Raw genomic sequence first — 25,749 nt, 5'->3', positions numbered from 1 at the left:
CTCCTTGTGACGCCGACACTCCCTGCGGCATCTGCTTTTCGTTAATTCCAGTGTCCCTTCAGGCCGCCTCGCTCCTTGGGAAAGAGGCGTCCGTAAACTTCAGCAGGAGGCTGCGGGCTTCCTGAACGGCAGCCGCGCCGGCTTCGGCAAGCGCGGCTTGCAGCCGCTGCAATTGCCGCACCGTGGTCGCGGGAAGGCTGTCGATCTTGCGGTCGAGCATCACCTGAGCGTCCTCACCGGTAGTCTGCGGCCAGACGGCCTCGTGTGTCTGTCCCTTTTCCGAAACGACAACCCGCGCCGGCCAACCTTCGCCGGCGAGCGTGTCATCGGCCATGATCGTCACGCGCTGGGCAAAGGCCAGGACATCCGCATTGAAGGGACGAGTGCGGTCGACATCCATCAGCCGTGCGGGCTCGAAAGCGGCAATGCCGAGCTGCAGGCCGAGATGAGCGATGGTCGACAAACGATCTTCGGCAACAAGCGGCCGGCTGACGACGGGGGCTGCGACCGGTGGCAGAAAAACTTCGATACTGTCGACAGCATTGGGATCAACACCCTCCTCCAGCAGATGACGGAAAGCCTGGATCGCATTGACGCCCTGGCGGGCGGAGACGAAGGGCTTCACGCCGACCCCTGTGATCGCCAGCGGATCGACATGGTTAGGCTCCAGGGCAACCGCCGCCGCCGCTTGTCCTTTCATCCAGCTTGGAGACAGCAGTTCGAGATCGCCCATGATGCCGGCCTTGGCTGCAAGCGCCGCTCGGATACCCTTCAATGTGGCTTCGCCGATCACCAGCCAGCGGGCCGACGGCATGCCGGACGGGCGGCCGTTGCGTCCCGAACTGCCGGCCATGGACAGCACCAACGCCTGGGCAACCTGTTCGTCCGAAAGACCAAGTGCGATCGCCGCACTGACGGCCGCCACAGCAGGCGCTGCAAACAAGCCCGGCCAGGTTTCCGGCAGGGCCGAAACGCCGCCGACGGCCTCCGACAGCGCCACGCCAACCGAATGGCCCGCGGCGACAGCCTTCACATAGGTCTCATGGTCCTGCGCGAAGATCAGCCCAGCCGGCACCGCCATGGCATCGGGCGTTGCGCAGGATGGCACGTGGATCGCGTCCCATTCCGTAAAACGGACGACCGCCGACGCGCCCGCAGCAGAGGAGACTGCGTCGCCGGCACCGGTCTCGCGATAGAAGGCGAGGAGTGAGGAGCCTTCGGACGCACCGGCACCGGCCGCCAGACATGCCAGCGCGTCGACGGTATGGAGGTTGACGAGATCGCGGAGTTTCTGGTCTCCGCCATCGACCGTCAGAAGAATGGAAACGAGATCGCGTGCGTTCATTCAGCCGCCTCCCGCATTGAACTATTGCCAAGTCCGACCGGGCGCGACGCGACGATCGTCTCGCCGTCGAGCGTGAAGGCCGTCGTCAGAATGCCGTAGGGGACCGGCGCGGCAAGCGGCGTTTGCGCATCGGCCACGACCTTCAGCGGCCGGGTGCCGTGCGGTGCCTCGAGATGCCAGTCGATCAGTTCGGCACCATAAGGCAGACGGAAAGCCGAAATTGAGCCATTGGCCGGAAAAGTGGGAGACACGCTGTCCAGCTCCGCGCTCACGGAGTTAAGGCGCGCGGCGATTTCGGAAACGGCGGAGAATGTTTCGATCCGGCGAACCCAGACGCCGTTATAGGCGATCGACAGGCGCACCGCAAAAGTGCGGCCGAGTTCTTGCCTGCCGGTGCGGATGAAACGGCGATCCTGGGAAAGATCGGGCGCTACGGCGACGTAACATTCCTCGGCGCCGGCAAGCCGCGCGGCCCGTTCGACCGGGCCGGTGAAATCGCCGGCAAGTCTGCCCTTGATATCACCCGCCTTGAACGCCTCGCGGGCGATATCGTCCGTGCGGCGCACGAGATCGAGTTCGGCGCGATCCGCCTTTCCGCGAACCGCCGTGAAAAGCTCCGTTGCATCGGAGAGTTCGACCGGCAGGACGGAGAGAATCTCATCGACCACGCCGCCGGGCATGCGGTCGAGTTCGACCACGCCGAGACGCTTTGCACCGACCTGGGCCAGGCGTTCACCGGCAAGTTTGCCCGGGAACGGTGAATGAGCCACTTCGAAGGTCGGAGCCACGGATTTGACCCACTCGCCGACGCGTTTCGACAGCGCCGTCAGGAAGATCGGAAGGCCGTCGCGCAGGACCAGGACCAAGCCGTCCGACCAATAGGGCGTAAACCCGGAGACCCAGGTGACACCGGCGGAGCGCACGTGATTGGTATAGATCAGCACGCCGTCCAGCCCCGCAGCGGCGATCGCCTGCTGCAGGCGGACTTGCCGGGCCTTTACGTTGTCCAGGGAGAGTTCGTCCTCGCGCCACAGGATCAGACCGTGTCTCATGCCGCTGCCCTCCGGGCGCCGACCGAGAACAGTTCGCGCGGCGTCTTCGTCAGGATTTCCGGACCGTCGGCGCGGACGATCAGCGAGTCGCCGTGCACGAAATAACCGATCTCGGGATTATATGTGTTCGGGTGCACGATCATCGACATGCCTTCCTCGATCACCGTGTTCACATCTTCGAGAATATGCGGCTTGGTATCCGGGAAAAGGCCAAGGCCATGGCCGCGCACGCGGGTATATTCGCTGGTCACATATTCGCCCAAACCATGGGCGCGAAAAATGTCGTTTTCCGCCCGGGCGATATCGGCCGCGGTAACGCCCGGCTTCACGACGGCAAGCCCAGCTTCGAGAGCATCATTGTAGATTCGGAAGACCTTGCGCTGTGCCTCATTCGGCTCGCCAATCACCAGCGTGCGGCAGATCTGGACGTAATAGCCGTTGACGCAAGGGGTAAGCTCGGTCGTCACCAGATCGCCGGGCTTCAGGACCTTGCCGAGCGGTGGCGCCATGCCGCGCACTTCCGGACCGCCGACGCCGATGATCATGAAATTGTCGTCGACGCCTTCGTTGCGGAAGAAGGATTCGATCTCGGCGATCAGCTCGTAATCCTTCTTGCCTACAGCGGCGGCATTGCGGAACACTGCATAACCTTCGTCTGCCAGACGGGCAGCGCTGCGCACGGCATTCAACTCATCAGCAGATTTCACCATCAGCAGGCGATCGACCAGCGCAGTCGCGTCTTCGAAACGAAGATCGCCACGCTGGGCGGCAAGCCCATAGGGCAGGTGACGCTTCGGGCCGGCGGCGATGCGGCTATTGCCGAGCCGGCCGATGACGCCGGACACCGTTCCGATCAGGTCGTCCGCAACGACGGTCTTGACCTCCGGACATTCGACCGCGGCGCGTTCCCCCTCCAGTTCGTCGTCGAGATAGAGAGTGACGTCGCCGTCGCGGGTGACGACGGCCAGACCCTCGCCTTCGAGAATGCCGAAATCGGCGGCATAACGCAGGTAGTCGTTCTGCCAGGCATTGCCGTAAAGCACGAGGCCGTCGAGCCCCGCCTCCAGCATCGCCTCGATCAACCGTTTCTTGCGGATTTCGCCGATCATCGCCATGTCCTCAGCCGTTCGCTGCGATACGACGCGGCATCTGCGGTTCGGCATAGCCGTAGTCGCGGACAGCCGCTTCTCTGGAGACCAGACCATTGGCGATATCCTCGTCGAGATCGGTGCGCGAGCGCTTTCTGGGGTCGCCGTAACCGCCGCCGCCGGCGGTAAGGAAGGTGATCCGGTCGCCCGGCGTGAAGTGAACATCGGTAGCCTTGTTGACCCGCAGCTGCGTGCCGTCGGCCCGATCGATGATCGCCACGCTGACCTCGCCGGTATGGCCGCCATGCAGGCCCCAGGGTGGGGTGACGGTGCGGTCGAAATTGATATTGCCGCGGCACGCGCGCAGGCAGCGATAGGTGAGTTCGATGCCGAGGCCGCCACGATGCTCGCCGGCGCCGCCGGAATCCGGCCGCAGGGCGTGCTTCTCGACGATGAACGGATACTTGATCTCCTGTAGCTCGACCGGCGTGTTGCGCACGTCGCCCTGGCAGACCGAGACGGCCGCGGATTCGCCGTCCTCATGCGGACGACCGCCCCAGCCACCGCCAAAGATGTTCATCAGCAGGAAGCGCGAACCGTCGTCGTAGAAGCCGAAGAAGGAGCAGCCGCCCATGTCGCCCTTGTGGGCGGCCGGGATCAGCTCCGGCACGGCCGGCGCCAGCGCCTTGAGGATCGTGTCGATCACGGTCGGCAGCGCGATGCTCCACTGGCCGAGTGCGGCCGGTGGGCGGGCCGAAAGGATCGTGCCGTCCGGCAGGTCGACATTGAGGGCACGGAAGCAGCCTTCGTTGACGTCGAGTTCCGGCGAGGTGAGCGCCTTGAAGGCGACGCGGGCGGCCGCGATGCCGCCCGAGCGGCCGGAGTTCAAGGGGCCGTTCACCTGCGGATGCATGCCATGGAAATCGACGGTGATGGTCGAGCCGGACACGATCACCTTGACGGCGATCCTGAGTGGCGTCGCGAGATCGCGGCCATCGTTGTCGAGGAAGCTTTCAGCCGAATAGGTGCCGTCCGGAATGCGCTCGATCACCTGGCGCGCGGCCTTGTCGGTCTGGTCCCAGATGGTCTCGACGCAGCTTTCCACGACGCCGCGGCCATAACGGGCGACCAGTTCGGCATAACGCTTGGCGCCGATCTGACAGGACGCGACCTGGGCGCGCAGATCGCCGAGGCTGGCATCCGGATAACGGATATTGTCCTGGATGATCTGGTAGAGCGTGTCGTTGAGCTCGCCGGCCTTGTAGATCTTCAAGGACCGCATCTGCAGACCTTCGGAGTAGATGTCGGTCGTCGCGTTGGAGCCGAAACCCTGGCGGCCGCCGCCGATATCCACCCAATGGGCGCGGTTGGCCGCAAAGCCGATCAATTCACCGTCATGGAAGCAGGGCGCGTAGACGACGACGTTGTTCAGGTGCTGGCCGCAGATATGGCCATGGTTCATGACGAGGACGTCGCCCTCTTCGAAACCCTTCAACCCGTATTTCTTGATCCCGTCCTCGACGGCGATGCCGAGGTCGGCGAGGAAGATCGGCAGGCCGCCGCGGTTCTGCGAGATCATCCGGCCGGTCGTGTCGATCAGGCCGCAGCAATAGTCGCGGACTTCGTAGATCATCATGTTGTAGGCGGACTTGCAGAGCGCCTCGGCCATCTCGTCGGCATAGGCGACGATCGCATTGCGGACGACTTCAACGGTGATCGGATCGTTTTTCTGGAGGGTCATGTTCTTATTCCTCGCTCTGCTTGGCGAGCGTCACCAGCAGATGGCCTGCCTCATGGACGACCACTTCGTCGCCGGGATGGATCAGGATGGTGGAATTCGGTTCTTCGATGACGGCAGGACCGGTGAGCTTGAAGCCGGCCGGTAGCGCCGGGCGCCAGTAGATCGCCGTCTTCAGCGGCTTTGCCGGATCGTCGAACACCACATCGCGGCTGCCGACCTCAGCTTCCGCTTCCGGCTCCCATGGACGGGACAGCCATTCTTCCGCAACATTGTCGGTGCGGGCGGCGGTCAGGACCAGGCGCAAGCTGACGATTTCGAGTGCTTCGGTCGGCGCCGACTGGCTGTAGCGGCGGTCGTGCTCGGTATCGAAACGGCGGCGGACCTCACTGGTATCGCCCGACAGCATGCCGGTGTTCTCGATCGGGATCGAGATCGCATGTTCCTGGCCGACATAACGCAGATCGGCGAAGAAGCGGTGATCCGCCTCGTTTTCGACGATGCCGTCGCGCTTCATCTGCTCACGGCCGCTGGCGACGAGTTCGGCATAGACCTTTTCGACGCCGGCCTCGGAAAGTTCGCCGACGCGGCCGATGAAAGTCTGCACGAAATCCTGCCGCCAGGAGGCCATCAGCATGCCGAGCGCCGAGAAGGTGCCGGGCAGTTTCGGGATGATCACCAGCGGAATGTAGATCTCGCGGGCGATGGCGATCGCATGCAGCGGGCCGGCGCCGCCGAAGGCGATCATCGCCGTATCGCGCGGGTCGATACCCTTGTTGATCGAGACGGCGCGCACCGACAGCGACATGGAGCTATCGGCGATCTTGGCCACGCCGAGCGCTGCCTCGACCGGATTGAGCTTCAGCGTGTTGCCGACCTTGCTCAGCATTGCCTGTTCGGAAGCCGTCCTGTCGAGCGGCATGCCGCCGTTCAGGAACCGCTGCGGATTGATGCGGCCGAGGATCAGGTCGGCGTCGGTGACGACCGGCAAGTCGGCTCCCTTGCCATAACAGGCAGGGCCAGGATCGGCGCCGACGCTCTGGGGACCCACGTGCAGACCGCCCGCATTGTCGACCCAGGCGATCGAGCCGCCGCCGGCACCGACTTCGACAATGTTGACAACTGGCAACTGCATCGGCTGGCCGTCAGCCTCTTCGCCGATCACGTAACCGGTTTCGATAGCAGGCGCTCCATCGGTGATCAGGCTCGACTTTGCGGTCGTGCCGCCCATGTCGAAACCGATACAGCGCTTGAGGCCGAGCAGCTTGGCCAGACGTCCGGCGCCGATCATGCCGGCAACCGGACCGGATTCCATCATCGAGACGGGCTGTTCCTGCGCCTGGCCGATCGACATCACGCCGCCGTTCGATCGCATGATATGGATCTTGCCGTCGAAGGCGCCGGAGCGGAGATAGGTTTCGAGACGCTTCAGGTAACCTTCGACGCGGGGGCCGACAAAGGCGTTGAGCGCAGTGGTCGAGGACCGCTCGTATTCGCGATATTCGCGCAGGATTTCGTGCGAGAGCGTCACGAAGATATTCGGCAGCGCCTTGCGCAGCATGTCACCGACGCGACGCTCGTGGTCCGGATTGGCCCAGGAATGCAGCAGGCAGATGGCAACGGATTCAACACCGGCGGCCTCGATCTCGGCGATGACGGCGGCGACCGCCTTCTCGTCCAGCGGGTCCTGAACCTCGCCGGAAGCAAGGATACGTTCCGGAATTTCGAAGGTCAGGCTGCGCGGCACCAGAGGCTGCGGACGCTTGAAAAACAGGTTGAAAGCCTGGATGCGGTTCGAGCGGCCGATCGCATAGACATCGCGGAAACCGCTCGTAGTGATCAGCGCGGTACGGGCGCCCTTGCGCTCCAGCACCGTGTTGATGGCGATCGTCGAGCCGTGAAGAATCTCGTTAAGCTGGTCGGGATCGCAATTCGCAAGCTCGAGGCTGCGGGCGATGCCCTGGGTCGGATCGGCAGGCACGGTCGAGGTCTTCGACGTTACGATCTTGCCGTCGACATAACCGACGAGATCGGTAAACGTGCCGCCAATATCAATTCCGACAATATTCATGCGTCCTCCTGTCCGCATGGAACCCATGCGGAATGCTTTAATCTTTGCGGATTGGGCCGAGACCTCGGCAGCGGTGGCAGGAACACTCCGGCTGACGTTAAAGCGCCAGGCTCCCAGTGAGATTGTTCATGTCATTCCTCATCCTCGAACAGCATTTGATCCATTCGAACGGTAACTAGCAACGGGTTTGGGGGCTTTAGGTTTGATAGCCTATAGGCTATAGGTTATCACCATGTTCAATATCACGCTCCGACGCATGGAAGTCCTGGTTGCAGTGGTCGAGGAGGGGAGCTTCGCGGCTGCCGCCGACCGTTTCGGTATCGCACAGCCATCGGTCAGCGCCCATATCATGGCGATCGAGAAGGAAATCGGCGGGCAGATTTTCGTGCGGCGCCGGGGCCGCAAGCCGCTGCTGACCGAGATCGGCCAAAGTGTGCTGCAACATGCGCGCGAATTCCTGGCCGAGGCCGACGACATGCGCGCAGATGTCGTGAAAATCCGAGGCGAGACCGGTCAGCAGGTGATTCTATCTTGCCAGCGAAGCCTCGCCAATTTTGTTTTGCGAAAAGATCTGACGGACTTTGCGATCGCGCGGCCGGATATCCAGCTCGTTCTGAGGATCGGCAAACAGGAGGATGTTTTTTCCGAGGTTCGCGATGGCGTGGCCGACGTCGGCTGCTTTCTGGGCAATGAAGACCTTCGAGGCGTCCGGGCTGAAACCATCGGCCGGGAGAAGCTGGTTCTCATCGCCTCGCCAAACCACCCCCTTGCCCACCGTAAGCGCGTCAAGCCGCAGGACGTGGCACGTTATGACTTCGTAGGCCCTCCGCCCTCTTCGCTGTTTGGACGCGGCGTCTCGAAGCTCCTGGCGAACGCTGGTATCAGCCACGTGAAGGTCGCGGCGCAGGCGACCGAGTACCAGTTCCTGCGCGAGTTCGTTGTTGCCGGTGTCGGCATTGCCTGTTCGCTGGAACGAAGCGTAGCGGCTGATCTCGAGCGTGGCGAGCTGGTCAAGGTCGATCTGGCCGGAGATGAATTGGGCTTCGATGTACGGCAGATCGCTTCAATCCGCCGCCCTTTGTCCAAGCCTGCCAGCGACTTGATGGATTTCCTTCGCTCAAGACACCAGGCGCCCGGTTAACGGGACGTGTTTTGCCGCAAACCTCTAAATCCCCGACCCGTCGAACTGCTGTCCGTCGGTGCCTTCCCAAGGCGAGGGCATTGAAAACCGGTTGAGGTTGGCCGAGGGCATCGGCATCCAACACTTCAATTCCGGCTCGGCATATTCGATGATGTGCCCGGGCGAGGAATCAGAAGCGCGCCAGCCTTCTCCACCGAACTGATCGCCATTCGACCAATAGGCGAGGTCAACTTCTGCCGGCCCCTGTTCGGAGGGGCGGATCGTAACCAGGATCCGACTACCGTCCTTCGGTGCGCTTGCCATGTGGCGCCAGCGGTCCGTTTCGTCCATCCTTCTTCTCCTGCCTTGCTGCCGGTGCAACTGTCGCCTCGCCATCGAAAGCCGTCAACTCAAACTTTGCAGAGGCACACGATCTCAAACCCGGCAGAGACTTTTCCAGACCCAAAGGCGCGCCGACGGGTCAAAATTATTCAAAGCGGCCAAATTTAAAATCTCAACGCAGTCAGGCCGAGCTCCACGCCGATTGCGGAACCGCGAAAATTGTGGGCCTGTGCAACGAACTTCCTGTCTTCCCCACAGTTTGCGGCGGTAGAACGGGGTTGCGCAGGGCGACACGTAAAGCGGGATAACAGGTGATCCAGTACACAATGATCGTCATCGGCAACAAGAACCTTGTTTCTTCCAACACGCGCGATGCTTGGGAGCGAGCAGGAATAGAGTTGCAGGGACCCGTGCGGCCGCCTGCTTTCGAAATGCGGCTTGTGCATGCCGCCCATGGCGTGCTGATCGATGCCACCGAAGACGCCAATCTGATGTTCCGGATATCGAAGCAGCTTGAAGCTGTTTCGGTTCCTTTTCTTTTTGTCGTGACGGAGCAGCAGGGACCGGAGTGTAAAGGCTCTTATGTGCTCGGTCCCAAGCCAACGCATATCAAAGAGATCGTCGAGGAACTGCTTCGGCAATACGACAGCGGCGTCAGACATTAGGTTTCCGGCCTCGCGACGCTGCAACGTCGGCGATGAATATTTCACACATTATCCTGAACACGTGAAGCCGAAGAACGTCGGGGTCCTGCCCTGAAGGAAGCTCGCATTTCGCTCGCAAGATGACTCGTTCGGCAAGAACTCCTGATCCCTTCTTCGAGTGAAGAAATCGGCGCGCCATGCGGTGGACATCCGAGGCGAGGTCATCGATCCGAGGACTTCCGTCTTCCTGCATATTCCGGTCCGGCAGGTTCGGGATGATAGTCATTCACAGCTCCCTCCTGCGCAGAATAACCCGATCGCCGGACATGTCGTTCCCGTACGGTAGCGGACAAAGGATACGCGACCGATATGGCATTCCGCCCTCCCTGATGGCTGCATTTCCGGCACTTGGTACGTCACGTACCAAGCTTGCCCGGCAGGCGCCAAAGGACTAGCCTTGATCCATCGTCCCTGATGATTGCGGTAAGCAGGTTGAGGCCTGCTATCCGGTAATGCTGCCCCTCAGTAGTTCGGTCACGGATTTCACCCTGGCGACCGATGCCCAGCACATTCTTGAGAGCGTGGTGAGCCTCGCCCTTGTTAAGGCCGATCTGGGCGCGCCGCTGCATCTCCGTGTCGGGGATCCACGCTATGATAAAGAGTGTCCGCTCCACACGGCCAACCTCGCGCAGCGCAACCACCAGATCGTTCTGGCGTGGATAGGAGGCAAGCTTGCGGAGCAACTGGCTCGGCTTGATCTTGCCGGATGCCATGGTCGCGGCGCAGCGGAACAGGTCGGGTCAGTTCGCGATGATCAATTCCTCGCGAATCTTGCCACCGGCCAGTTTGCGCAAATCCTTGGGTGTCGCTGCGGGATTGAATACGTAAAGGCGCTTCGAAGGCAAGTCGCGGATGCGCAGTCCTGACACCGAACTTTCGCGTTGGGTATGCTCGACCATCGACCTTCTCAATGCCCTACGAGAACTGGAAAGCTGGAAGGTTTGCGTTATCGCCATGAACGGCATGGCATTCGACCTGTCGTCTCCGCATCGCCGGATGCTGACGACCTTTCTCTCCGGCATTGCGGAATTTGAACGCAACCTCATCAGCGAGCGGCTGAAATCCGGCCTCGCCGCCGCGAAGGCGCGCGGCAAGAGCCTCGGCCGCCAGACCGGACAGCGCCCCAAATCGGATCGGCTTGCGCCGAAAGTTCTGGCGCTCGTAGCAGGAGGCCGCAGCTACCGCTGGATCGCCCACGATCTCGGTATCAGCAAGAATACAATGACCAGCATCGTCCAGCGCTATCGCCTTGAAGACCCTAAACTTTGCAATCCAGCATCCACTGGACCCCGTACCTATCCGTGAGCTTGCCATAGTAGCTCCCCCAAGGCTGCATCGCGAGTGGTGTCGTCACCTTACCGCCAGCCGTCAGCTTCGCAAACAGGTCGTTAGTCCGGCCCCGATCGTCCATGATGAGAATATGAGCCGAACCTCTCATCGGCTCGGCGTCGTGATTGTCCGAGGCGAAGAATAGAATTCCTGGTCCCTCGAAACGGGCATGCATCACCTTACCCTTCATCCCCTCGCTGGCGAGTGGAACACCGTGATCTCCGTGGCGCATCAACATGGTTACCCCACCAAGACCGCATTCCGTATAGAAGGTGAGCGCATCATCACACTGCGTGGTGAAGAAGAGATAGTTGGCCAGTTGCATGGTTCAAACTCCTACTGCTGCCGGGCCTTCCGGCCCGGCTTTTCTGATGTCCAATGTGGTTACGCAGCCGACCCGGTGATGGCGCTTATAAGGTCATCGTTGTCATAGCTACGGCCAGCAATCCCCCAGGCTCCGTCAGGTGCATAGACGATGTTCGACCAAATATGTTCGCGTCGCAGTCGCCCGCCTGCGGCTCGTTCGACCACATCGGTTGCTTTCTCGATAAAGGCCCGCTTAGCTTCCGCCGTCGCCAGTGCGATCTCTGGCAGTTTCAGTTCGATGAACGCTGCTTCTGCTGGTTTCCCGGCCACAAGAACGTGCTCTTTAGGAAGGACGTTTATCGAGCCGACAACATTCGAAGTCATGAACGCATTTCCGTTGAGGCCGGAGACCTCAAGGACGGCCTCCGTCAGCCCTGCAAAGGCCTCCGCCTGCGCGGCAGGCGACAGCAGGCCTTCCGGTATGGTCAGTGTGATGGGCATGGTCTCTCCTTGTTTTAGACATGTCCGGGTGCGATATGTACCGAACGCTCTCTATCATTAGAGAGTGGCAACTCTCTAATCAAGATAAAAAGAGCGTTTGCTCTTTATGAGGTTTATATGCGCTACACCGCTGAACATAAGAAGCGTACCCAGGCGAAAGTCATCGCCGCCGCTGGGCAGATGTTTCGTAAAGAAGGATATGGTGGCGCGGGCATCGACGCGCTGACAAAGGCAGCAGGAGTGACAAACGGTGCCTTCTACGGGCACTTTCGATCCAAGAGCGAAGCCTTCCGCATTGCCGTCCTTACTGGCCTGGAAGATTTGCGGCTGGGAATATCGGCCCTTAAGGCCGAACACCAACAGGGCTGGCTGAAAAACTTCGTCACCTATTATCTGGGATACAAGCGGACATGCGATCTCGGTGAAAGCTGCGCGTTGCCGAGCTTGTCGGCCGACGTCATGCGTACCGACAACGAAACCCGAGATTCCTATACCGAAGAATTGCAGCGCCTCATCGCGGAAATCGCTGCTGGTCTCCCAGAAGGTGCTCCAGGTGATCGTGAAGGTACTTCGCGAGAAGATCGGGCCATTGTATTACTCGCCCTTCTCACCGGTGGTGTCACTCTCGCTCGGGCTGTATCGGATCCTGCGCTATCCGAGAAGATTGCCGGGCTTGTGACGACGGAAGCGCTACACCGGGGGATACCGGAAGCGTAAGGCAGCAAGCCTATCAATTGGCGATTTGCCAAGCGGCCAACCGCGTCAAAAGCTTGACGTGTCATTTCGCCCCCAGCCGGAGCCGACCCTCGGGAGGCAACGGGTTCATCAAGTCCGAAGGAGACATCATCACGATCCGCAGGCTCTGATTGCCGTGTATATGGAGGAATTGCTTCGCGAGGCCGGATTTGACAGCATCAGCGCCCATTCGTCATGCGCTGCGGCGATCGAGTTGCTTCAGGAGAACACCTGAGCTTGCCATAATCGAAACCCGGCTGCGGGACGAGCCATGCGACGCATCACCGAAATACTCGCAAAGTCGGGCGTCCCCTATATCGTGCACTCCGTAGAGCGGACGAGGGCACAAACCATCCTTTGATGGGAACTAAATGCAAATGGGTCGGCCCTGTGATCCAGACGAGTTCGTCAAGGCGGTGAAGGAGTGCACGTTCCCGGCCGCCGAAATGCATTACTCAAGCACCGGGTGATCATTTGAACAGCTGCTCATATGCGCGCGCAATTCGCCTGTGGACGACCCGGCCTTTGACCTATTCAAGCGGTAGGATTACGCCGTCTGCTCCGCAGGATTGACTGAAGCAAATCCGGCACGTCGGCTCCGCCGGTCAACTGATGATGGTGGGAACCACTATCGGAAGGAATGAAAGCACTGGAGCTTGCCAGAAAAACGGCGATGTCGCTCAGCTTTTCAGGATCCGCCAGTCCGCGGCGATAAAACCAGAACACGATCCTGGCAATGGCTTCGGGATCGATATCCGCCGTTTCGGGAGAAGAAACGGCCAAGCTGACCGCGTCGCGCATGACGTCGACGTCATGCATGGTCATCACATTCCTGTCGAATTCTCGGGCTTGCATTGCAATCCTCCTGCAGCCGACAGACGAATTCTATGCCCGTTCAGGCACGCTTGAAATAAAAAATGACGCATCGAAGACTTTGGTCAGATAGCGTACGGAGTAGGTTGATTTCGCTTCGGATGGCGCCATCCGTGACACAGGTGCCGAAGCACCGCCCGAACGGCATTTCCAATGAAAATGTCGGCCAACCGCAATGGTTGGGATGGGGAGGCGGCGGAAACCAGCCGCCCCACCACGGATGGCTGGTTAGGCGGAAACAGGCATCGGGGGCGCTTTGGCCGAAGACGACGTTCCAGCTGCAACCACCACCATCGGCATGCCGGCTTCAAGGCATGCGGCAATGAAGGCTTCGCGCGCGATCTCGACGGGCGCTATTCTCTTCAGTGCCGCCCGGCATCTGTGGACGGCGCGGTCGTACCGTTCCCCATGCTTGAGCGGCCATTCGTTCTCGAGAAAGTCCAACGCGTCGTAGACGTTGTGAAAAGTATGATCCAAGCCGTTTGGCAGCCGGATGTTCACCGGGGCGCGGAACGGCATTTCCGGGATGTTCATGATCTCCTCCTTTCACATGCCGGATGAAAAAGAAGCAGAATCGATTTGGTTATTGGCCGCCGAGATTCAAGAGCGCCTGACCTCCTCGCTGGTTTCCAGGATCTTGTCGATCGTGATCGGGAAGTGACGGATGCGTTTGCCGGTCGCGTGGAAGATCGCGTTGGAGACCGCTGCGGCAACGCCGATGATGCCGATCTCGCCGAGGCCCTTGGCGCCGAGGGGGCTCACCTTGTCATCCTCCTCATGGACGAAGATCACTTCGATGTCCTCGACATCCGCATGGGCCGGCATGTGATATTCGGCGATGTTGTGGTTCATGATCCGACCGGTGCGATGGTCGACCATTCCTTCCTCGTGCAGCGCCATGCCGATACCCATTACCACGCCGCCAAGGATCTGGCTGCGGGCCGTCTTGGGATTGAGGACGCGGCCGCCGGCGACGGCCGAGACGATCCTGGTCACCCGTGGCACACCAAGTTCCTCATCCACCTTCACCTCGACGAACACGGCGGAGTGAGTGTAGCTGATAAATTTCTTGGCCTGTTCCTGATCGGGAGCAACCTTGCCGTGTTCCTCGATAAAGGAAACGCCGGCAGCGTCCATGATGTCGCCGATCGAAACGCCCACCTGGTGGTTTCGATCGAGCACGAGGCGGCCCTCCGCAAGGGTGACCTCATCCTGCGAAGCTTGTCCGAAGGGTGAATTCGGCATCGATTTGGCGTGCTTCAACAACGTGGTGCGCACGGCGTCCGAGGCAGCCTGCACAGCCGAGCCGCTGGAGGCCGCGGTCCAGGAGCCTCCCTCGACGCCGGTTTTCGGCAGGCTGGAATCACCTATCAGGACGGTGACATCATCGAGCGGCATCCCGAGTGCCTCGGCGGCAACCTGGCCGAGAATTGTGTAAGTGCCGGTGCCGATGTCCGATGCCGCTGCAGAAACAGCGGCCTTGCCGTCTGCCGACAGCCGAACCTTGGCCTCCGCCGGCATGATTGTCGCCTCCCAGATGCCGGTCGCCATGCCCCAACCGACGAGGTCGTTGCCGTCGCGCATCGAGCGCGGCGCAAAGGACCGGCCGTTCCAGCCGAAGCGCACGGCGCCCTCGCGATAACACGCGTCCAGCGCCTTGGAGGTGAGCTGTTTGTCCTGGTTCTGATCTCGCTTGGCGAAATTGCGCAGTCGCAGTTCGACGGGATCGATGCCGACTTCGTAGGCGAGTTCATCCATCGCGATTTCAAGGGCGGTAACCCCGGTCGCGGCTCCCGGCGCGCGCATGTCGCCCGGCGTCGAGACATCGAGTTCGGCCAGCCCGTAGGAGAGCCTGACATTGTCGCATCTGTATGCGAGGCCGGACCAATTGACGACGTTTTCCTGATAGTCCTCGTAGCGGGACGTTGCCTGCAGTGCATGATGCATGACCGACAAAAGCCGACCCTCCCGGTCCGCGGCCAGCGAGACGGCCTGGATCGTCGCGGGGCGCCAGGTGAGATAGAACATCTCGCGCCGGCTCATTTCCACCTTGACGGACTGCTTCAGATCCAGAGTTGCCATGACGGCGAGGAAAAGCTGATGTTTCGGGCGCAGGCCGGAGCCAAAAGCGCCGCCGACGAAACTGTTCTTCACCGTCACCTTTTCCGGATCGAGCCCAAAGACGTTGCAGACGTAATCGCGCGAGTTCTGCGAGCCCTGCGTCTTATCGTGGATGGTGAGAAAACCGTCCTTCTCCCACAGCACGGTCGAGGCGAAAAGTTCCATCGGGTTATGATATTCGCCTTCCAGCCTATACTCGCTGGAGATCTTGAAAGGAGCGTCGGCAAAGGCGCCCTGCGGGTCGCCGCGCGGTTCGGGCGGAACGAACTCCTCCCTGCGTGGCTGAGGGGGAACGTAGCTGCGCGTCTGTTCCCGGCCGATATCCGTATGCGGTTCTTCGGCAACGTAGCGGACGCGCACCAGTGAAGCCGCGTCGCGTGCGGCCTCGAAGCTTTCGGCGACAACCAGGCCGATCGGCTGTCCGTCATAGAGGATACGGTCGTTTTCAAGCGGCCGGAAGGGACGACCCGGAAGGGCAACCGCATCCTTCCATTTGTCGTCGTCTTCCGCGGTCCTTGGTCGATTTTCGTGGGTATAGATCTTGATGACGCCGGGGAAGCGTTCCGCCAGGCCGGTTTCAATTTCGACAATCCGGCCGGTCGCGACGGTCGCGGGGACTGCGTAGCCATGGAGCATGCCGTGACCACCATGATCGGCGGCGTATTTGGCGCCGCCGCTGACTTTCAGCGGTCCGTCGATACGCGAAAACGGAAGCCCGACGACTTTGGTTTCGTTCAGCATTGGTCCTGCCTCCTCACTGTACGGCTTTGACGACCTGATCCTGCGGCGTGCCGGAGGCGGCCTGTCTCAGGGCTCGGACGATCGCCTTTTCCGCGAGCGGAATTTTGAAATCATTGCCGCCCTGGCCCTTGGCTGCAGCAAGGAGCCGCCCGGCGACGCCGCGGAAAGTATCCTCGTTCGCCGGCTGTCCGGCGAACTCCGCCTCCGCCAACGTGTCGCGCCAAGGTTTATGGGCGACCCCGCCCAGTGCCACGCGCAGGTCGACGATTTTACCCTCGGCGATATCGATGGCGGCCGCTACCGAAACGAGCGCAAACGCGTAGGAAAGACGGTCGCGCAGTTTCAGATAGGTTTGGTGGCGGGCGAAATGATTGCCTTCGAGGCGGATGGCCGTCACCATCTCACCCGGGGCCAAGGTATTGTCGCGCTCAGGTTGATCGCCGGGAAGCCGGTGGAAGTCTGTCATGGCAAGATCACGCCGTCCTTCCGGTCCCTCGATTTCCACCGTCGCGCCCAGCGCCGCAAGCGCCACACACATATCCGAGGGGTGGGTCGCGATGCACTTGTCGCTTGCGCCGAGGATGGCGTGAATGCGGTTGGTTCCGCCAATCGCGGAACAGCCGGAGCCGGGTTCGCGCTTGTTGCAGGGCGTGGAGGGGTCATAGAAATAGTAGCAACGGGTGCGCTGCAGCAGGTTTCCGCCAGTGGTGGCGGCATTGCGTAGCTGTGGCGAGGCGCCGGCCAAAATGGCGCTGGAGAGCAGTGGATACCGCTCCTGAACACGCCTGTCATAAGCGACAGCCGAATTGCTGGCGAGCGCTCCGATGCGCAAGCCGCCGCCGGGCAGATCCTCGATCTCCTTCAGGGGCAGCCAGTTGATATCGACGACCGCAGTCGGGTGCGCGACGTCGTATTTCATCAAGTCGACCAGATTGGTGCCGCCGGCGAGAAGCTGCGCGCCCGGATCCGCCGCAAGCGCGATCACGGCATCCTGAACGGTTTCGGCGCGGGTGTAGGAAAACGGTCTCATTCCGCAGCCTCCCGCAGAGGTGTTACATCTTCCTGCTCGAAGACATGCTCGATCGCATCGGCGATATTGGTATAGGCGCCGCAGCGACAGAGATTGCCGCTCATCAGCTCCCGGATCTCGGCGCGGCTATCAGCGCGGCCTTCGGCGACAAGGCCGACAGCGGAACAGATCTGGCCGGCCGTGCAGTAACCGCATTGAAAAGCGTCGTGCTCCACGAAGGCCTTTTGCATCGGATGCATGTCTAGCGGCGTTCCCAACCCTTCGATCGTGGTGATCTCGGCGCCGTCGATTGACACGGCGAGCTTCAGGCATGCGTTCATCCGCTCGCCGTTAATGAGGACCGTACAGGCGCCACACTGGCCGTGGTCGCAGCCTTTCTTGGTGCCCGTCAACTCCATCGGACCACGCAGCAGATCGAGCAACGTGACCCATGGGTGAATATCAAGCACGCGGTTCGTGCCGTTGATGTTGAGCGAGATTGCGCAAGTCGGAAGGGCGGAGCTTGAGGTCCCTTTGTCCATCGGGGCTGCCTTTCGTTGGGAGATCCGGCGGTTGAATAGGCGCCTAACGGCAGCCGGTAGGGATTGTTCCTATCGTCCTTACGGCCAATCTCTCGGCGTCTCCTTCCGCGACGGGGGGCGCCGATATTGGACTAGATATTTTCTCCGAGCTGGGCGGCAAGATGGATGCGGGCACGGTTGACCCGGCTCTTGATGGTCCCGAGCGGGCAGTCGCAACGTTGTGCCGCAACCTCGTAGCTCTCCCCCTGGATCAGGACGATATCCAGAGCCTGGCGATAGTGAGCGGGCAACTCCAAAAATGCTTTCTCGAGTTCCCGAGCGCGAACCGACCATTCTTGAGGCGCCTGGACCGACGGCTGTGGCGAAATACCTTCTCCCAGGCCGATCACCTCTCGCTTAGCGAGCCCAAACTTCGTGCAGAACGTGTTCCGCATGATGGTGAACAGCCAGGATTTCAGGCTGGTCCCCGGTTGAAATTTGTCGATATTCGCCAGCGCTCTGAGAAGGGTCTCTTGCACGAGATCATCGACGTCGGTCGATGTCCGGTGAAATCGCCGCGCGAAGGATCTGAGCGCTGGTATCAGATCCACGACCTCCGAACGAATATGCGAGTTGGAACGATCGACCGCCATGGGGCCTCCTGACAAGACAACCGACGGAACTGCCGTGAGAACCAATTGTTCCGGCATTGCTGAGACATTCAAACTCCCCCGTGCGCCGACCAGTTTCCAACCCGGATGAGCATAAGGGGCCGCGCAGATATGCATTGGCGATATCAGGCCGTTCGAGCCACGCTCAATTGTTTTGGAACTTCGGGCAGCCGTCTCGGTTTAGAAAATTCGGCGTGACGGTCCAGTCAAAGCCGACGCGCGGCCTGTCGCGTGCCATGACGGCCAAGGAGACAAACCAATCTCGGGGGCAAACTGGAACGGAGATCCAAATGAAGAAGTTCATCGTCATCGGCTGTGTCGGGTTGTGCCTGACAGCTTGCACGTCAACAGAGAAGGGTGCCGGGATTGGCGCTGCCACGGGTGCCGTCGTCGGCGGCGTAGCAACGGGCAATGTTCGCGGCGCCGCGGTTGGTGCGGCCGTGGGTGGCGTGTCCGGCGCCCTGATCGGGAATGTCGCCGGGCAACCCGGCCGCTGCTACTACCGCGACAGCAACGGAAACCGCTATGTCGATCGATGCTGAGCGCTTCCCGATCTTTGTTGGCTAGCGCCTGAACCGGTTCTTCGGCAGGAGGTGAACACGCTCGGCGTCCGAAAGGTGAGCGGAAGGGAAGGAGGCCAGGATGGCCGACTACCAGCGCGTGCGCGATCAGATGGTCGAGGTCCAGATAAAGCGGCGCGGGATACGGGATAAGCATGTCCTGAACGCGATGCGCACCGTGCCGAGGGAACATTTCGTTGCCGACGGCATGGCAGAATTCGCCTATGAGGACACCCCGCTGTCGATTGAGGCGGGGCAAACCATCTCCCAGCCCTATATCGTTGCTGCGATGATCGAGGCGGCGGCGGTGCGTCCGGGTGACCGTGTGCTCGAGGTCGGCGCCGGTTCCGGATATGCGGCGGCGGTGATCGGTCAAATCGCCGAGCGCGTCTATGCAATCGAACGGCATGAAGCTCTGGTCGCATCCGCAAGACAGCGGCTGACGGATCTCGGCTACGACAATATCGACGTGATCGCCGGCGACGGTACACGCGGACTGCCGGAGCATGCACCCTTTGACGCTATCCTGGTGGCCGCAGGCGGTCCGGCGGTGCCGCCGGCACTGAAGGAGCAGCTCGCGGTGGGCGGGCGGCTGGTGATCCCCGTGGGAAAGGAGTCTGGCCAGACCCTCTGCAAGGTCATCCGACGCACCGAGGCCGAATATGAAGAATCGAACCTCGGGGCGGTCATATTCGTGCCGCTGATCGGGGAGCAGGGATGGTCCGAGGATGGTCGGCGCGCCGCAAGCAATCACAAGCCCGGCGCCTCGCGCAAGCAGAGCCTGCCGGAGATGATTGCCCAAGCGGCCGAGGACCTGCCGGATTTCGACGACCCCGCCTTCGGCCGCCTGTTCGACCGCTTCGGCGACCGACGTGTGGTTTTGCTGGGCGAAGCGAGCCACGGGACAGCGGAATTTTATCGGGCCCGTGCCGCAATCACGCGCCACCTGATCGTCCATCGGGGATACACGATTGTCGCAGTCGAGGCGGATTGGCCGGATGCGGCGAGAGTTGACCGATACGTCCGACACCGGACCGCGTCCGAACGTGAGGAGCCTCCGTTCCAACGCTTCCCGACCTGGATGTGGCGCAACACGGAAGTTCTGGCACTGACCGAATGGATGCGGGAGCACAATGCGGGTCTCGATGCCATGGAGGATCGTGCCGGCTTCTACGGGCTCGACATCTACAACATGTCCGGCTCGATCGGGGCCGTGCTGGACTATCTGGATCGAGTCGATCCGCAGGCGGCGGCAGTGGCGCGCGAGCGCTACGGCTGCCTGACGCCCTGGCAGAAGAACCCGGCCACCTACGGCCGGGCGGCGCTCAGCCGCGGCTATGTGGAATGCGAGCAGGCGGTGATCGAGCAGTGCCAGGCGCTGCTGCGCAAGCGGCTCGACTATGCGAAGAACGATGGCGACGCCTTTCTCGATGCCACCCAGAACGCGCGGCTGATCGCATCCGCGGAGCGCTATTACCGCATCATGTATTATGGCGGAGCCGAAAGCTGGAATCTGCGCGACACCCACATGTTCGAAACGTTGCAGCACCTGCTCGACGCAAAAGGACCGGATGCCAAGGCGGTCGTCTGGGCGCATAACAGCCACATCGGCGACGCGCGCTTTACCGATATGGGCGCAACGCGTGATGAGTTCAACATCGGCCAACTCTGCAGAGAGGCTTTCGCAGGCGAGGCGGCCTTGATCGGTTTTGGCACCCATACCGGCACGGTGGCCGCCGCGAACGACTGGGATGGCGACATGCACGTCATGCGTGTCAATCCCTCTCGCCACGATAGCTACGAGCGCCTGTGCCATGAGGCGGATAAGCACAGCTTCCTCCTCGACCTTTCGCCTGGCAAACACGAGCCTTTGAGACGCCGCCTCTCGGAGCCGCGGCTCGAGCGCTTCATCGGCGTCATCTACCGGCCCGACACGGAGCTGTGGAGCCACTACAGTCAGGCGGTCCTTTCCGAGCAATTCGATGCCTATGTCTGGTTCGACGAGACCCAAGCGGTGACGCCGCTCGGCCCCGAGCATCATCGTGGCATGCCGGAAACCTATCCATTCGGTGAATAGAGCGATGCTCTACTTCGCGATGAGCCTGGGCGACAGCAATGAACCCCGCATTGTTCGCGGAACGCGTCAGTGCGCCCCACCGCCGCCACCGGTCTTCAAATCTATATTGCGCAGGATGAGCGCCAGCGGGATCGCGCAGGCAGAGATGACCGCAAGCACATGGAAGACATCGATATAGGCGAGATAACTCGCCTGCGTCCGTACCTGTTCGCCGATAAGGCCGATTGCCTGATTCTGCGCATCCGCCATGGACGAGCCGCGCTCCATGAGGAAATGCTGCAGGTTTCGCATCGTCTCGATAAAGGCCGGGTCGGAGGGCACGATGTGCTCCACCAGCCGGCTCTGGTGCCACTGTTCGCGATGGGCAAGCACGTTGGAGGCGATCGATACGCCGATCGAACCACCGGTGTTGCGCGCCGCATTGATGAGCGCGGAAGCCTGGTCCGTCTGGTCCGGCCTGAGCCCGGCATAGGACGCCGAGGTGATCGGAATGAAGATGAGCGGCAGGCCGAGTCCGAGATAGAGCCGGGACCAGACGAAGAAACCGAAGTTCAGGTCGGGGTTCAAACGCGTCACATCATACATCGCGAAGGCAATAATGCCGGCGCCGATGGCGATCAGGTATTTTGGCTGGACTTTCGAACTCAACTGGCCGGCGACGAACATCATGACCATGGTCACGAAACCGCCGGGAGACAGCGCCAGGCCGGCCCAAGTGGCGGTGTATCCGTAGTTTTGCTGCAGCACCTGCGGCACGAATTGTGTCGTGGCAATCAGAATTGCGCCGGTCGCCAGCATGACGATAAAGCAGGAGCTGAACTGCCGGGTGGCGAGCAACCTGATATCGGCGGCAGGATTTTTCGCCGTCAGAAGCCATGGGATCGAGGCCAGCAAGGCAGAGACGCAGATCACGGAGGTGACGATGATGAAGGTCGAGTCGAACCAGTCCTCCACCTGACCGCGATCAAGCACCAGCTCCAGCGCCCCGAGGAAAGTCGCGACCAGTAGAAATCCGATCACGTCGAAACGAATACCCTGGCGCCGCATTTCCTCGCGTTTCCTGCGAAGCGCTTCCGGCTCCTGCACCAGGAGATAGACGAGCACAAGGGCGAAGGCGCCGACGGGGCCATTGATCAGGAAACACCAGTGCCAGGAGAAGTTGTCGGAGATGTAGCCGCCGAGCGTCGGGCCGATCACCGGAGCAACGACCACTGCGATGCCGAACACCGCAAAACCCTGACCGCGTTTTTCCGGCGGAAAGGAATCGCTCAGGATCGATTGCGACACCGGTACCATGCCGCCGCCGGCAAAACCCTGGATCATCCGGAAGATCAGGAGCGAGGGCAGGTTCCAGGCGAGCCCGCAGAGAATCGACGCGACCGTAAAAAGCGCAAGGCAGATGAGATAGAAGCGCTTGCGGCCGTAACGCTGGGCGACGAAACTCGAAGCGATCAGAGCGATTGCATTGGAAATGAGATAAGTCGTGACGACCCAGGAAGCTTCGTCGGAACTGATCGCCAGGCCGCCGGAAATATAGCGTAGCGCGACATTGGCGATCGTCGTGTCCAGTACTTCCATGAAGACGGCGAGAGCAACGACCACCGCCACCAGCCATGGATTGGTGCTGCGGTCCGCACGTTCTTCGCCGGCACCGCCTGTCGTCGCTGCATTGGCCATGTCAGTTCCTTGGTCTCACGGTCACGGTCGGTACGACCGACATGCCGGGACCGATCCCCACATCCGTCGGCCATTGGTCGACGACGATTTTCACCGGCACGCGCTGAATTACCTTCACGTAGTTGCCGGTCGCGTTTTCTGCGGGCAACAGAGAGAAGGCCGTGCCCGAACCCGGCTGGACCGAGTCCACCTTGCCGTGCAGGACGTGGTCCGGATAAGCGTCGATCGTCAGATCGACCGGCTGGCCGGGCCGCATGTCGGCGAGTTGCGTTTCCTTGAAATTCGCGGTCACCCAGATTTCGTCTGGAACGAACATGGCGATCGCCTGGCCGGCTTCGACGAACTGGCCCTTCGAGCCGCTCAGTTTCACGACGCGCCCGGGCTGAGCTGCGGTCAGCGTGGTATAATTAAGATTCTGCTCGGCGCTTTCCCGCTGGGTTTCTGCCTGCTTGAGGCTGGCGGCGGCGCTATTGCGCTGGGCCTCGGCAGCCACTTTGTTCTTCATTGCCGACGTGACGCGTGCTTGCGCCTGACTATAGGCGGCCTGAGCCTGCCGCAGGTTCGCCTCAGCCTGCTGCGAGGCCTGTTGGCTGCCGGCTCCGCCCTGGACGAGCCGGCGCTCGCGGGTCGCCTCGTCCTGGGCAAATTGCAGTGCAGCCACGGTGGAGGCTTCTTGCGCACGCGCTTCGTCGACGGCGGCGGTTGCGACCTCGATCTGGGCGGCGGCATTGGCGATCGCAGCGTTTGCGTATTCGATCTGGGCCTCGGCCTGATCGACGGCAATCTGATAGTCGCGCGGGTTGATCCTGGCGATCACCGCGCCAGCAGCGACGTGCTGGTTGTCACGGACGGCAACCTCATCGATATAACCGGAAACCTTGGCTGCCAGCGAGAAGCTGCGGGCGTCCACAAAGGCGTCGTCGGTCGTCTCGTAGGGATGGAAATAGATCAGCCAGACGAAATAGGCCGCCAACACCAGCGCGATCAGCACAATGGCCGCTAAAATGATCCTCCAGGGATGCCGGCGGATGAGTGAGGGCTTCTTTTCGTCTTCCTTCTGATCGGATGCCTGCGCTTCCCTTTCCCGGTTCTCGTCTTCGGGATCGGTGGGGCGGTTCGCTTCGTCATCAGGAACGGCGCGCTGAGCTTGAGCCAAGGGATGCCTCCGAAGATTGCTGCGCAAGCACCCGAAACTTGGGAAGCCGGCTTAGGTTCCTGACGGGAAGCGCAGTTGCCGCAACTTCAGGTTCGAAGATGGTCATCCGCAGTCATTGCCACGCGGCCTCGTTTTTTTGCTCATAGTCGGAGAATGCCTTCTTCAGACCGCCCAGCACTTCCGCGGATGTCTCGAACATCGCCTTCAACTGAGGTTCATCGACTTTTTCGATATCTTCCCGGAGATGGTCCATTGTCTCCAGAAGATGCTGTTGCATCTTCTGCGTATGGTGACGCGGATCATGATCGGCTCGGTTAGCCATGGGGTCTCTCCTATGGTGGACGTTTCGATCAACTCGCCAGTTCCTGCCCGGTTCCAGGTCTAACTCTTTGCCTCTATTCTCGGTTCCCGATATCGGATTTCGAGAGTGCGTGGACTGTGAATTCCTGCGGAGTAGCAGCCTATTTCCGCAACGAGCTGGTCATCCGCCGGAAATGGATTGACGCGTCGGGGTATGCAGACCTCGTCGCGCTCTGTCAGTTTCTGCCAAGTCCGGCTTCCAGCCAAGTTGGTTTTGCTCTGGGCTTGCTGCACGGAGGGCCGCTGGGGGCGCTTGCCGCCTGGGCGGCATTCACGCTTCCATCCGCGCTTCGGCAACAGGAAGGACGGCCCGTCGTCCAGAATGGTCGTTGCCCGATGCGGCCGAAATCCTCGCCAGGCAACCGGAAGCCATGCAACTTCGTTGTTGGTGTACGGGGAACGTCATCGCCGGCAAAAAGAGAACGGAAGGGAGTGCCTGATGGGTTGGTCCTTCAAGATCGGGACGGTCGGCGGCACGGCAGTGCGCATGCACATCACCTTTGCGCTCCTGCTTGTCTGGGTATGGCTCGCGCATTATCGGATGGGCGGCGCGCCGGCTGCGTGGGAGGGCATTGCCTTCATCCTATCCGTCTTTGCCTGCGTCGTGTTGCACGAGTTCGGTCATATCGCCGTTGCGCGCTACTTCGGGATCAAAACGCCGGATATTACCTTGTTGCCGATTGGTGGTGTCGCTCGTCTTGAGCGCATGCCCGAAGAGCCATATCAGGAACTGCTGATTGCCATCGCCGGTCCGCTGGTCAATGTGGCGATCGCAGGGCTGATCGTTCTTGTGCTCGGCACATCGGTGGGAGTGGAGCAGATCGTCAAAGTCGATGATCCGGGTATCGGCTTCTTGACGAGGCTCGCCGGCGTCAACATCTTTCTTGTCTTCTTCAACATGATCCCCGCCTTTCCGATGGATGGAGGCCGGGTGCTGCGCGCCGCTCTCGCCTCGCGTCTCACCTGGTCGCGTGCCACACAGATTGCCGCGGCGACCGGCCAAGGGCTCGCCTTCGTTTTTGTTTTCGCGGGCCTCTTCTATAACCCGCTGCTGATTTTCATCGGCATCTTCGTTTATCTCGCAGCGGCGGCAGAAGGGCAGAACGCGCAGATCCGCGAGGTCTCCGGCAGCATTCTGATCAGCGATGTCATGGTCACCAAATTCGCAAGGCTTGATCGTTCGGCGAGTATCGACGAGGCAATTGAAATGCTGCTTGCGACAACACAACGCGAATTTCCGGTGGTCGATTCAGACGGCCGTTTTGAAGGTCTTCTGACGCGTGACGACATGATCCGCAGCTTGAAGGACAAGGGTCCGGACACGCCTGTCGCAAGCGCGATGCGCGTCGATATTCCAAAAATCCATTATCGCAAAAGCCTGGAAGAGAGCTTGCGATTGATGCAGCAGGGAAATGTGCCGGCCATCGCCGTTGTAGACGGTGCGGATCATCTCATAGGCCTCATGACGCATGAGACGATCGGAGAAATGATGATGGTTCGTGCCGCCGTATCAGGCGGTTTTCGCTTTGGCCACCTGCGCAGACAGCAATGAGCTCCTCCGCACTGGAACCCAATTACAGAATTTCGGTTTGGGCCAGAAAGGAGATTTGCAATGGCTCAAGATCCTGTCGAACCCATTCCTCATCCTGTAC

Annotated in this window: 24 protein-coding genes and 2 pseudogenes; 8 read left to right on the top strand and 18 right to left on the bottom strand. The window is 61.0% G+C overall.

What is annotated here, in order from left to right; all coding sequences use genetic code 11:
• Positions 1 to 58 precede the first annotated feature (58 nt).
• From AC1DLT_RS01130 to AC1DLT_RS01110, 5 genes are read right to left on the bottom strand one after another with little or no spacing between them, the layout of a single operon-like run.
• Complete coding sequence (locus tag AC1DLT_RS01130) at positions 59 to 1,345, bottom strand: MmgE/PrpD family protein (RefSeq protein WP_477485594.1); 1,287 nt, start codon at positions 1,343 to 1,345, stop codon at positions 59 to 61.
• Positions 1,342 to 2,397, bottom strand: coding sequence for an aminopeptidase P family N-terminal domain-containing protein (locus tag AC1DLT_RS01125; protein WP_477485593.1), 1,056 nt, complete (start codon positions 2,395 to 2,397; stop codon positions 1,342 to 1,344). Before AC1DLT_RS01125 ends, AC1DLT_RS01130 begins: the two co-directional genes overlap by 4 nt.
• Positions 2,394 to 3,506, bottom strand: coding sequence for a M24 family metallopeptidase (locus AC1DLT_RS01120; RefSeq protein WP_477485592.1), 1,113 nt, complete (start codon positions 3,504 to 3,506; stop codon positions 2,394 to 2,396). Before AC1DLT_RS01120 ends, AC1DLT_RS01125 begins: the two co-directional genes overlap by 4 nt.
• A 10-nt stretch (positions 3,507 to 3,516) precedes the next feature.
• A complete protein-coding gene (locus tag AC1DLT_RS01115; RefSeq protein WP_477485591.1) occupies positions 3,517 to 5,226 on the bottom strand; it encodes a hydantoinase B/oxoprolinase family protein in 1,710 nt (569 codons plus the stop codon).
• 4 nt (positions 5,227 to 5,230) lie between these two features.
• Positions 5,231 to 7,294, bottom strand: coding sequence for a hydantoinase/oxoprolinase family protein (locus AC1DLT_RS01110; RefSeq protein WP_477485590.1), 2,064 nt, complete (start codon positions 7,292 to 7,294; stop codon positions 5,231 to 5,233).
• A 232-nt stretch (positions 7,295 to 7,526) separates the two neighbouring features.
• Here AC1DLT_RS01110 and AC1DLT_RS01105 point away from each other — a divergent pair, with 232 nt between their 5' ends.
• Positions 7,527 to 8,435, top strand: coding sequence for a LysR family transcriptional regulator (locus AC1DLT_RS01105; RefSeq protein ID WP_477485589.1), 909 nt, complete (start codon positions 7,527 to 7,529; stop codon positions 8,433 to 8,435).
• A 24-nt stretch (positions 8,436 to 8,459) separates the two neighbouring features.
• Here the strand turns inward: AC1DLT_RS01105 and AC1DLT_RS01100 are convergent, their stop codons facing one another.
• Positions 8,460 to 8,765 carry a hypothetical protein gene (locus AC1DLT_RS01100; protein ID WP_040125076.1) on the bottom strand — a complete coding sequence of 102 codons (306 nt, stop codon included), beginning with the start codon at positions 8,763 to 8,765 and terminating at the stop codon, positions 8,460 to 8,462.
• 317 nt (positions 8,766 to 9,082) lie between these two features.
• Between AC1DLT_RS01100 and AC1DLT_RS01095 the strand changes: the two genes are divergently transcribed.
• Complete coding sequence (locus tag AC1DLT_RS01095; RefSeq protein ID WP_477485588.1) at positions 9,083 to 9,421, top strand: hypothetical protein; 339 nt, start codon at positions 9,083 to 9,085, stop codon at positions 9,419 to 9,421.
• Between the two features lie 452 nt (positions 9,422 to 9,873).
• Here the strand turns inward: AC1DLT_RS01095 and AC1DLT_RS01090 are convergent.
• A pseudogene (locus AC1DLT_RS01090) lies at positions 9,874 to 10,317 on the bottom strand (Tn3 family transposase); the annotation flags it as partial.
• Here AC1DLT_RS01090 and AC1DLT_RS01085 point away from each other — a divergent pair.
• Positions 10,313 to 10,765, top strand: coding sequence for a recombinase family protein (locus tag AC1DLT_RS01085; protein WP_247036184.1), 453 nt, complete (start codon positions 10,313 to 10,315; stop codon positions 10,763 to 10,765). The pseudogene AC1DLT_RS01090 and the gene AC1DLT_RS01085 overlap by 5 nt on opposite strands.
• Here the strand turns inward: AC1DLT_RS01085 and AC1DLT_RS01080 are convergent.
• Positions 10,719 to 11,114, bottom strand: coding sequence for a VOC family protein (locus tag AC1DLT_RS01080; RefSeq protein ID WP_477485587.1), 396 nt, complete (start codon positions 11,112 to 11,114; stop codon positions 10,719 to 10,721). The two genes, AC1DLT_RS01085 and AC1DLT_RS01080, sit on opposite strands and share 47 nt — an antisense overlap.
• A gap of 59 nt (positions 11,115 to 11,173) precedes the next feature.
• Positions 11,174 to 11,596 (bottom strand): tautomerase family protein, encoded by a 423-nt coding sequence (locus tag AC1DLT_RS01075; protein ID WP_247036188.1) that lies wholly within the window; start codon positions 11,594 to 11,596, stop codon positions 11,174 to 11,176.
• Positions 11,597 to 11,713: 117 nt separating this feature from the next.
• On the opposite strand from AC1DLT_RS01075, the gene AC1DLT_RS01070 reads away from it, so the two are divergent.
• Entirely contained in the window at positions 11,714 to 12,313 is a 600-nt protein-coding gene (locus AC1DLT_RS01070; protein ID WP_477485586.1) for a TetR/AcrR family transcriptional regulator, read from the top strand.
• A gap of 552 nt (positions 12,314 to 12,865) precedes the next feature.
• Here the strand turns inward: AC1DLT_RS01070 and AC1DLT_RS01065 are convergent.
• The 6 genes from AC1DLT_RS01065 to AC1DLT_RS01040 all read right to left on the bottom strand — a co-directional run bounded on the left by AC1DLT_RS01065 (position 12,866) and on the right by AC1DLT_RS01040 (position 18,249).
• Complete coding sequence (locus AC1DLT_RS01065; RefSeq protein WP_477485585.1) at positions 12,866 to 13,186, bottom strand: hypothetical protein; 321 nt, start codon at positions 13,184 to 13,186, stop codon at positions 12,866 to 12,868.
• A 246-nt stretch (positions 13,187 to 13,432) separates the two neighbouring features.
• On the bottom strand, positions 13,433 to 13,738 hold the full coding sequence (locus AC1DLT_RS01060) for a DUF982 domain-containing protein (protein WP_247036193.1): 306 nt from the start codon (positions 13,736 to 13,738) through the stop codon (positions 13,433 to 13,435).
• A gap of 66 nt (positions 13,739 to 13,804) precedes the next feature.
• Positions 13,805 to 16,066, bottom strand: a complete 2,262-nt coding sequence (locus AC1DLT_RS01055) for a xanthine dehydrogenase family protein molybdopterin-binding subunit (protein WP_477485584.1) — start codon at positions 16,064 to 16,066, stop codon at positions 13,805 to 13,807.
• Between the two features lie 13 nt (positions 16,067 to 16,079).
• Positions 16,080 to 17,096 carry an FAD binding domain-containing protein gene (locus AC1DLT_RS01050; RefSeq protein ID WP_477485583.1) on the bottom strand — a complete coding sequence of 339 codons (1,017 nt, stop codon included), beginning with the start codon at positions 17,094 to 17,096 and terminating at the stop codon, positions 16,080 to 16,082.
• On the bottom strand, positions 17,093 to 17,617 hold the full coding sequence (locus AC1DLT_RS01045; RefSeq protein WP_477485582.1) for a (2Fe-2S)-binding protein: 525 nt from the start codon (positions 17,615 to 17,617) through the stop codon (positions 17,093 to 17,095). Before AC1DLT_RS01045 ends, AC1DLT_RS01050 begins: the two co-directional genes overlap by 4 nt.
• A gap of 131 nt (positions 17,618 to 17,748) precedes the next feature.
• Positions 17,749 to 18,249, bottom strand: coding sequence for a sigma-70 family RNA polymerase sigma factor (locus tag AC1DLT_RS01040; RefSeq protein WP_477485581.1), 501 nt, complete (start codon positions 18,247 to 18,249; stop codon positions 17,749 to 17,751).
• Between the two features lie 308 nt (positions 18,250 to 18,557).
• Here AC1DLT_RS01040 and AC1DLT_RS01035 point away from each other — a divergent pair, with 308 nt between their 5' ends.
• Together AC1DLT_RS01035 and AC1DLT_RS01030 are read left to right on the top strand one after the other, a co-directional pair.
• Entirely contained in the window at positions 18,558 to 18,809 is a 252-nt protein-coding gene (locus AC1DLT_RS01035; protein ID WP_046601825.1) for a YMGG-like glycine zipper-containing protein, read from the top strand.
• A gap of 100 nt (positions 18,810 to 18,909) precedes the next feature.
• A complete protein-coding gene (locus tag AC1DLT_RS01030) occupies positions 18,910 to 20,904 on the top strand; it encodes a protein-L-isoaspartate(D-aspartate) O-methyltransferase (protein WP_477485580.1) in 1,995 nt (664 codons plus the stop codon).
• Between the two features lie 66 nt (positions 20,905 to 20,970).
• On the opposite strand, the gene AC1DLT_RS01025 is transcribed toward AC1DLT_RS01030, so the two are convergent.
• The 3 genes from AC1DLT_RS01025 to AC1DLT_RS01015 all read right to left on the bottom strand — a co-directional run bounded on the left by AC1DLT_RS01025 (position 20,971) and on the right by AC1DLT_RS01015 (position 24,059).
• Positions 20,971 to 22,581 carry a DHA2 family efflux MFS transporter permease subunit gene (locus AC1DLT_RS01025; protein WP_477485579.1) on the bottom strand — a complete coding sequence of 537 codons (1,611 nt, stop codon included), beginning with the start codon at positions 22,579 to 22,581 and terminating at the stop codon, positions 20,971 to 20,973.
• Position 22,582: 1 nt separating this feature from the next.
• Entirely contained in the window at positions 22,583 to 23,737 is a 1,155-nt protein-coding gene (locus AC1DLT_RS01020; protein WP_477485578.1) for an HlyD family secretion protein, read from the bottom strand.
• Between the two features lie 112 nt (positions 23,738 to 23,849).
• Positions 23,850 to 24,059 (bottom strand): hypothetical protein, encoded by a 210-nt coding sequence (locus AC1DLT_RS01015; RefSeq protein WP_477485577.1) that lies wholly within the window; start codon positions 24,057 to 24,059, stop codon positions 23,850 to 23,852.
• A 140-nt stretch (positions 24,060 to 24,199) separates the two neighbouring features.
• On the opposite strand from AC1DLT_RS01015, the pseudogene AC1DLT_RS01010 reads away from it, so the two are divergent.
• Both AC1DLT_RS01010 and AC1DLT_RS01005 read left to right on the top strand, forming a co-directional pair.
• Positions 24,200 to 24,388, top strand: a pseudogene (locus AC1DLT_RS01010) (chromate transporter); the annotation flags it as partial.
• 148 nt (positions 24,389 to 24,536) lie between these two features.
• Positions 24,537 to 25,649: a site-2 protease family protein gene (locus AC1DLT_RS01005; RefSeq protein WP_477485576.1), complete on the top strand. Its 1,113-nt coding sequence runs from the start codon at positions 24,537 to 24,539 to the stop codon at positions 25,647 to 25,649.
• Positions 25,650 to 25,749: the final 100 nt, after the last annotated feature.

The organism is Neorhizobium sp. 05N33 (assembly GCF_056397445.1).
This window is presented reverse-complemented; position numbering and strand designations above follow the sequence as displayed.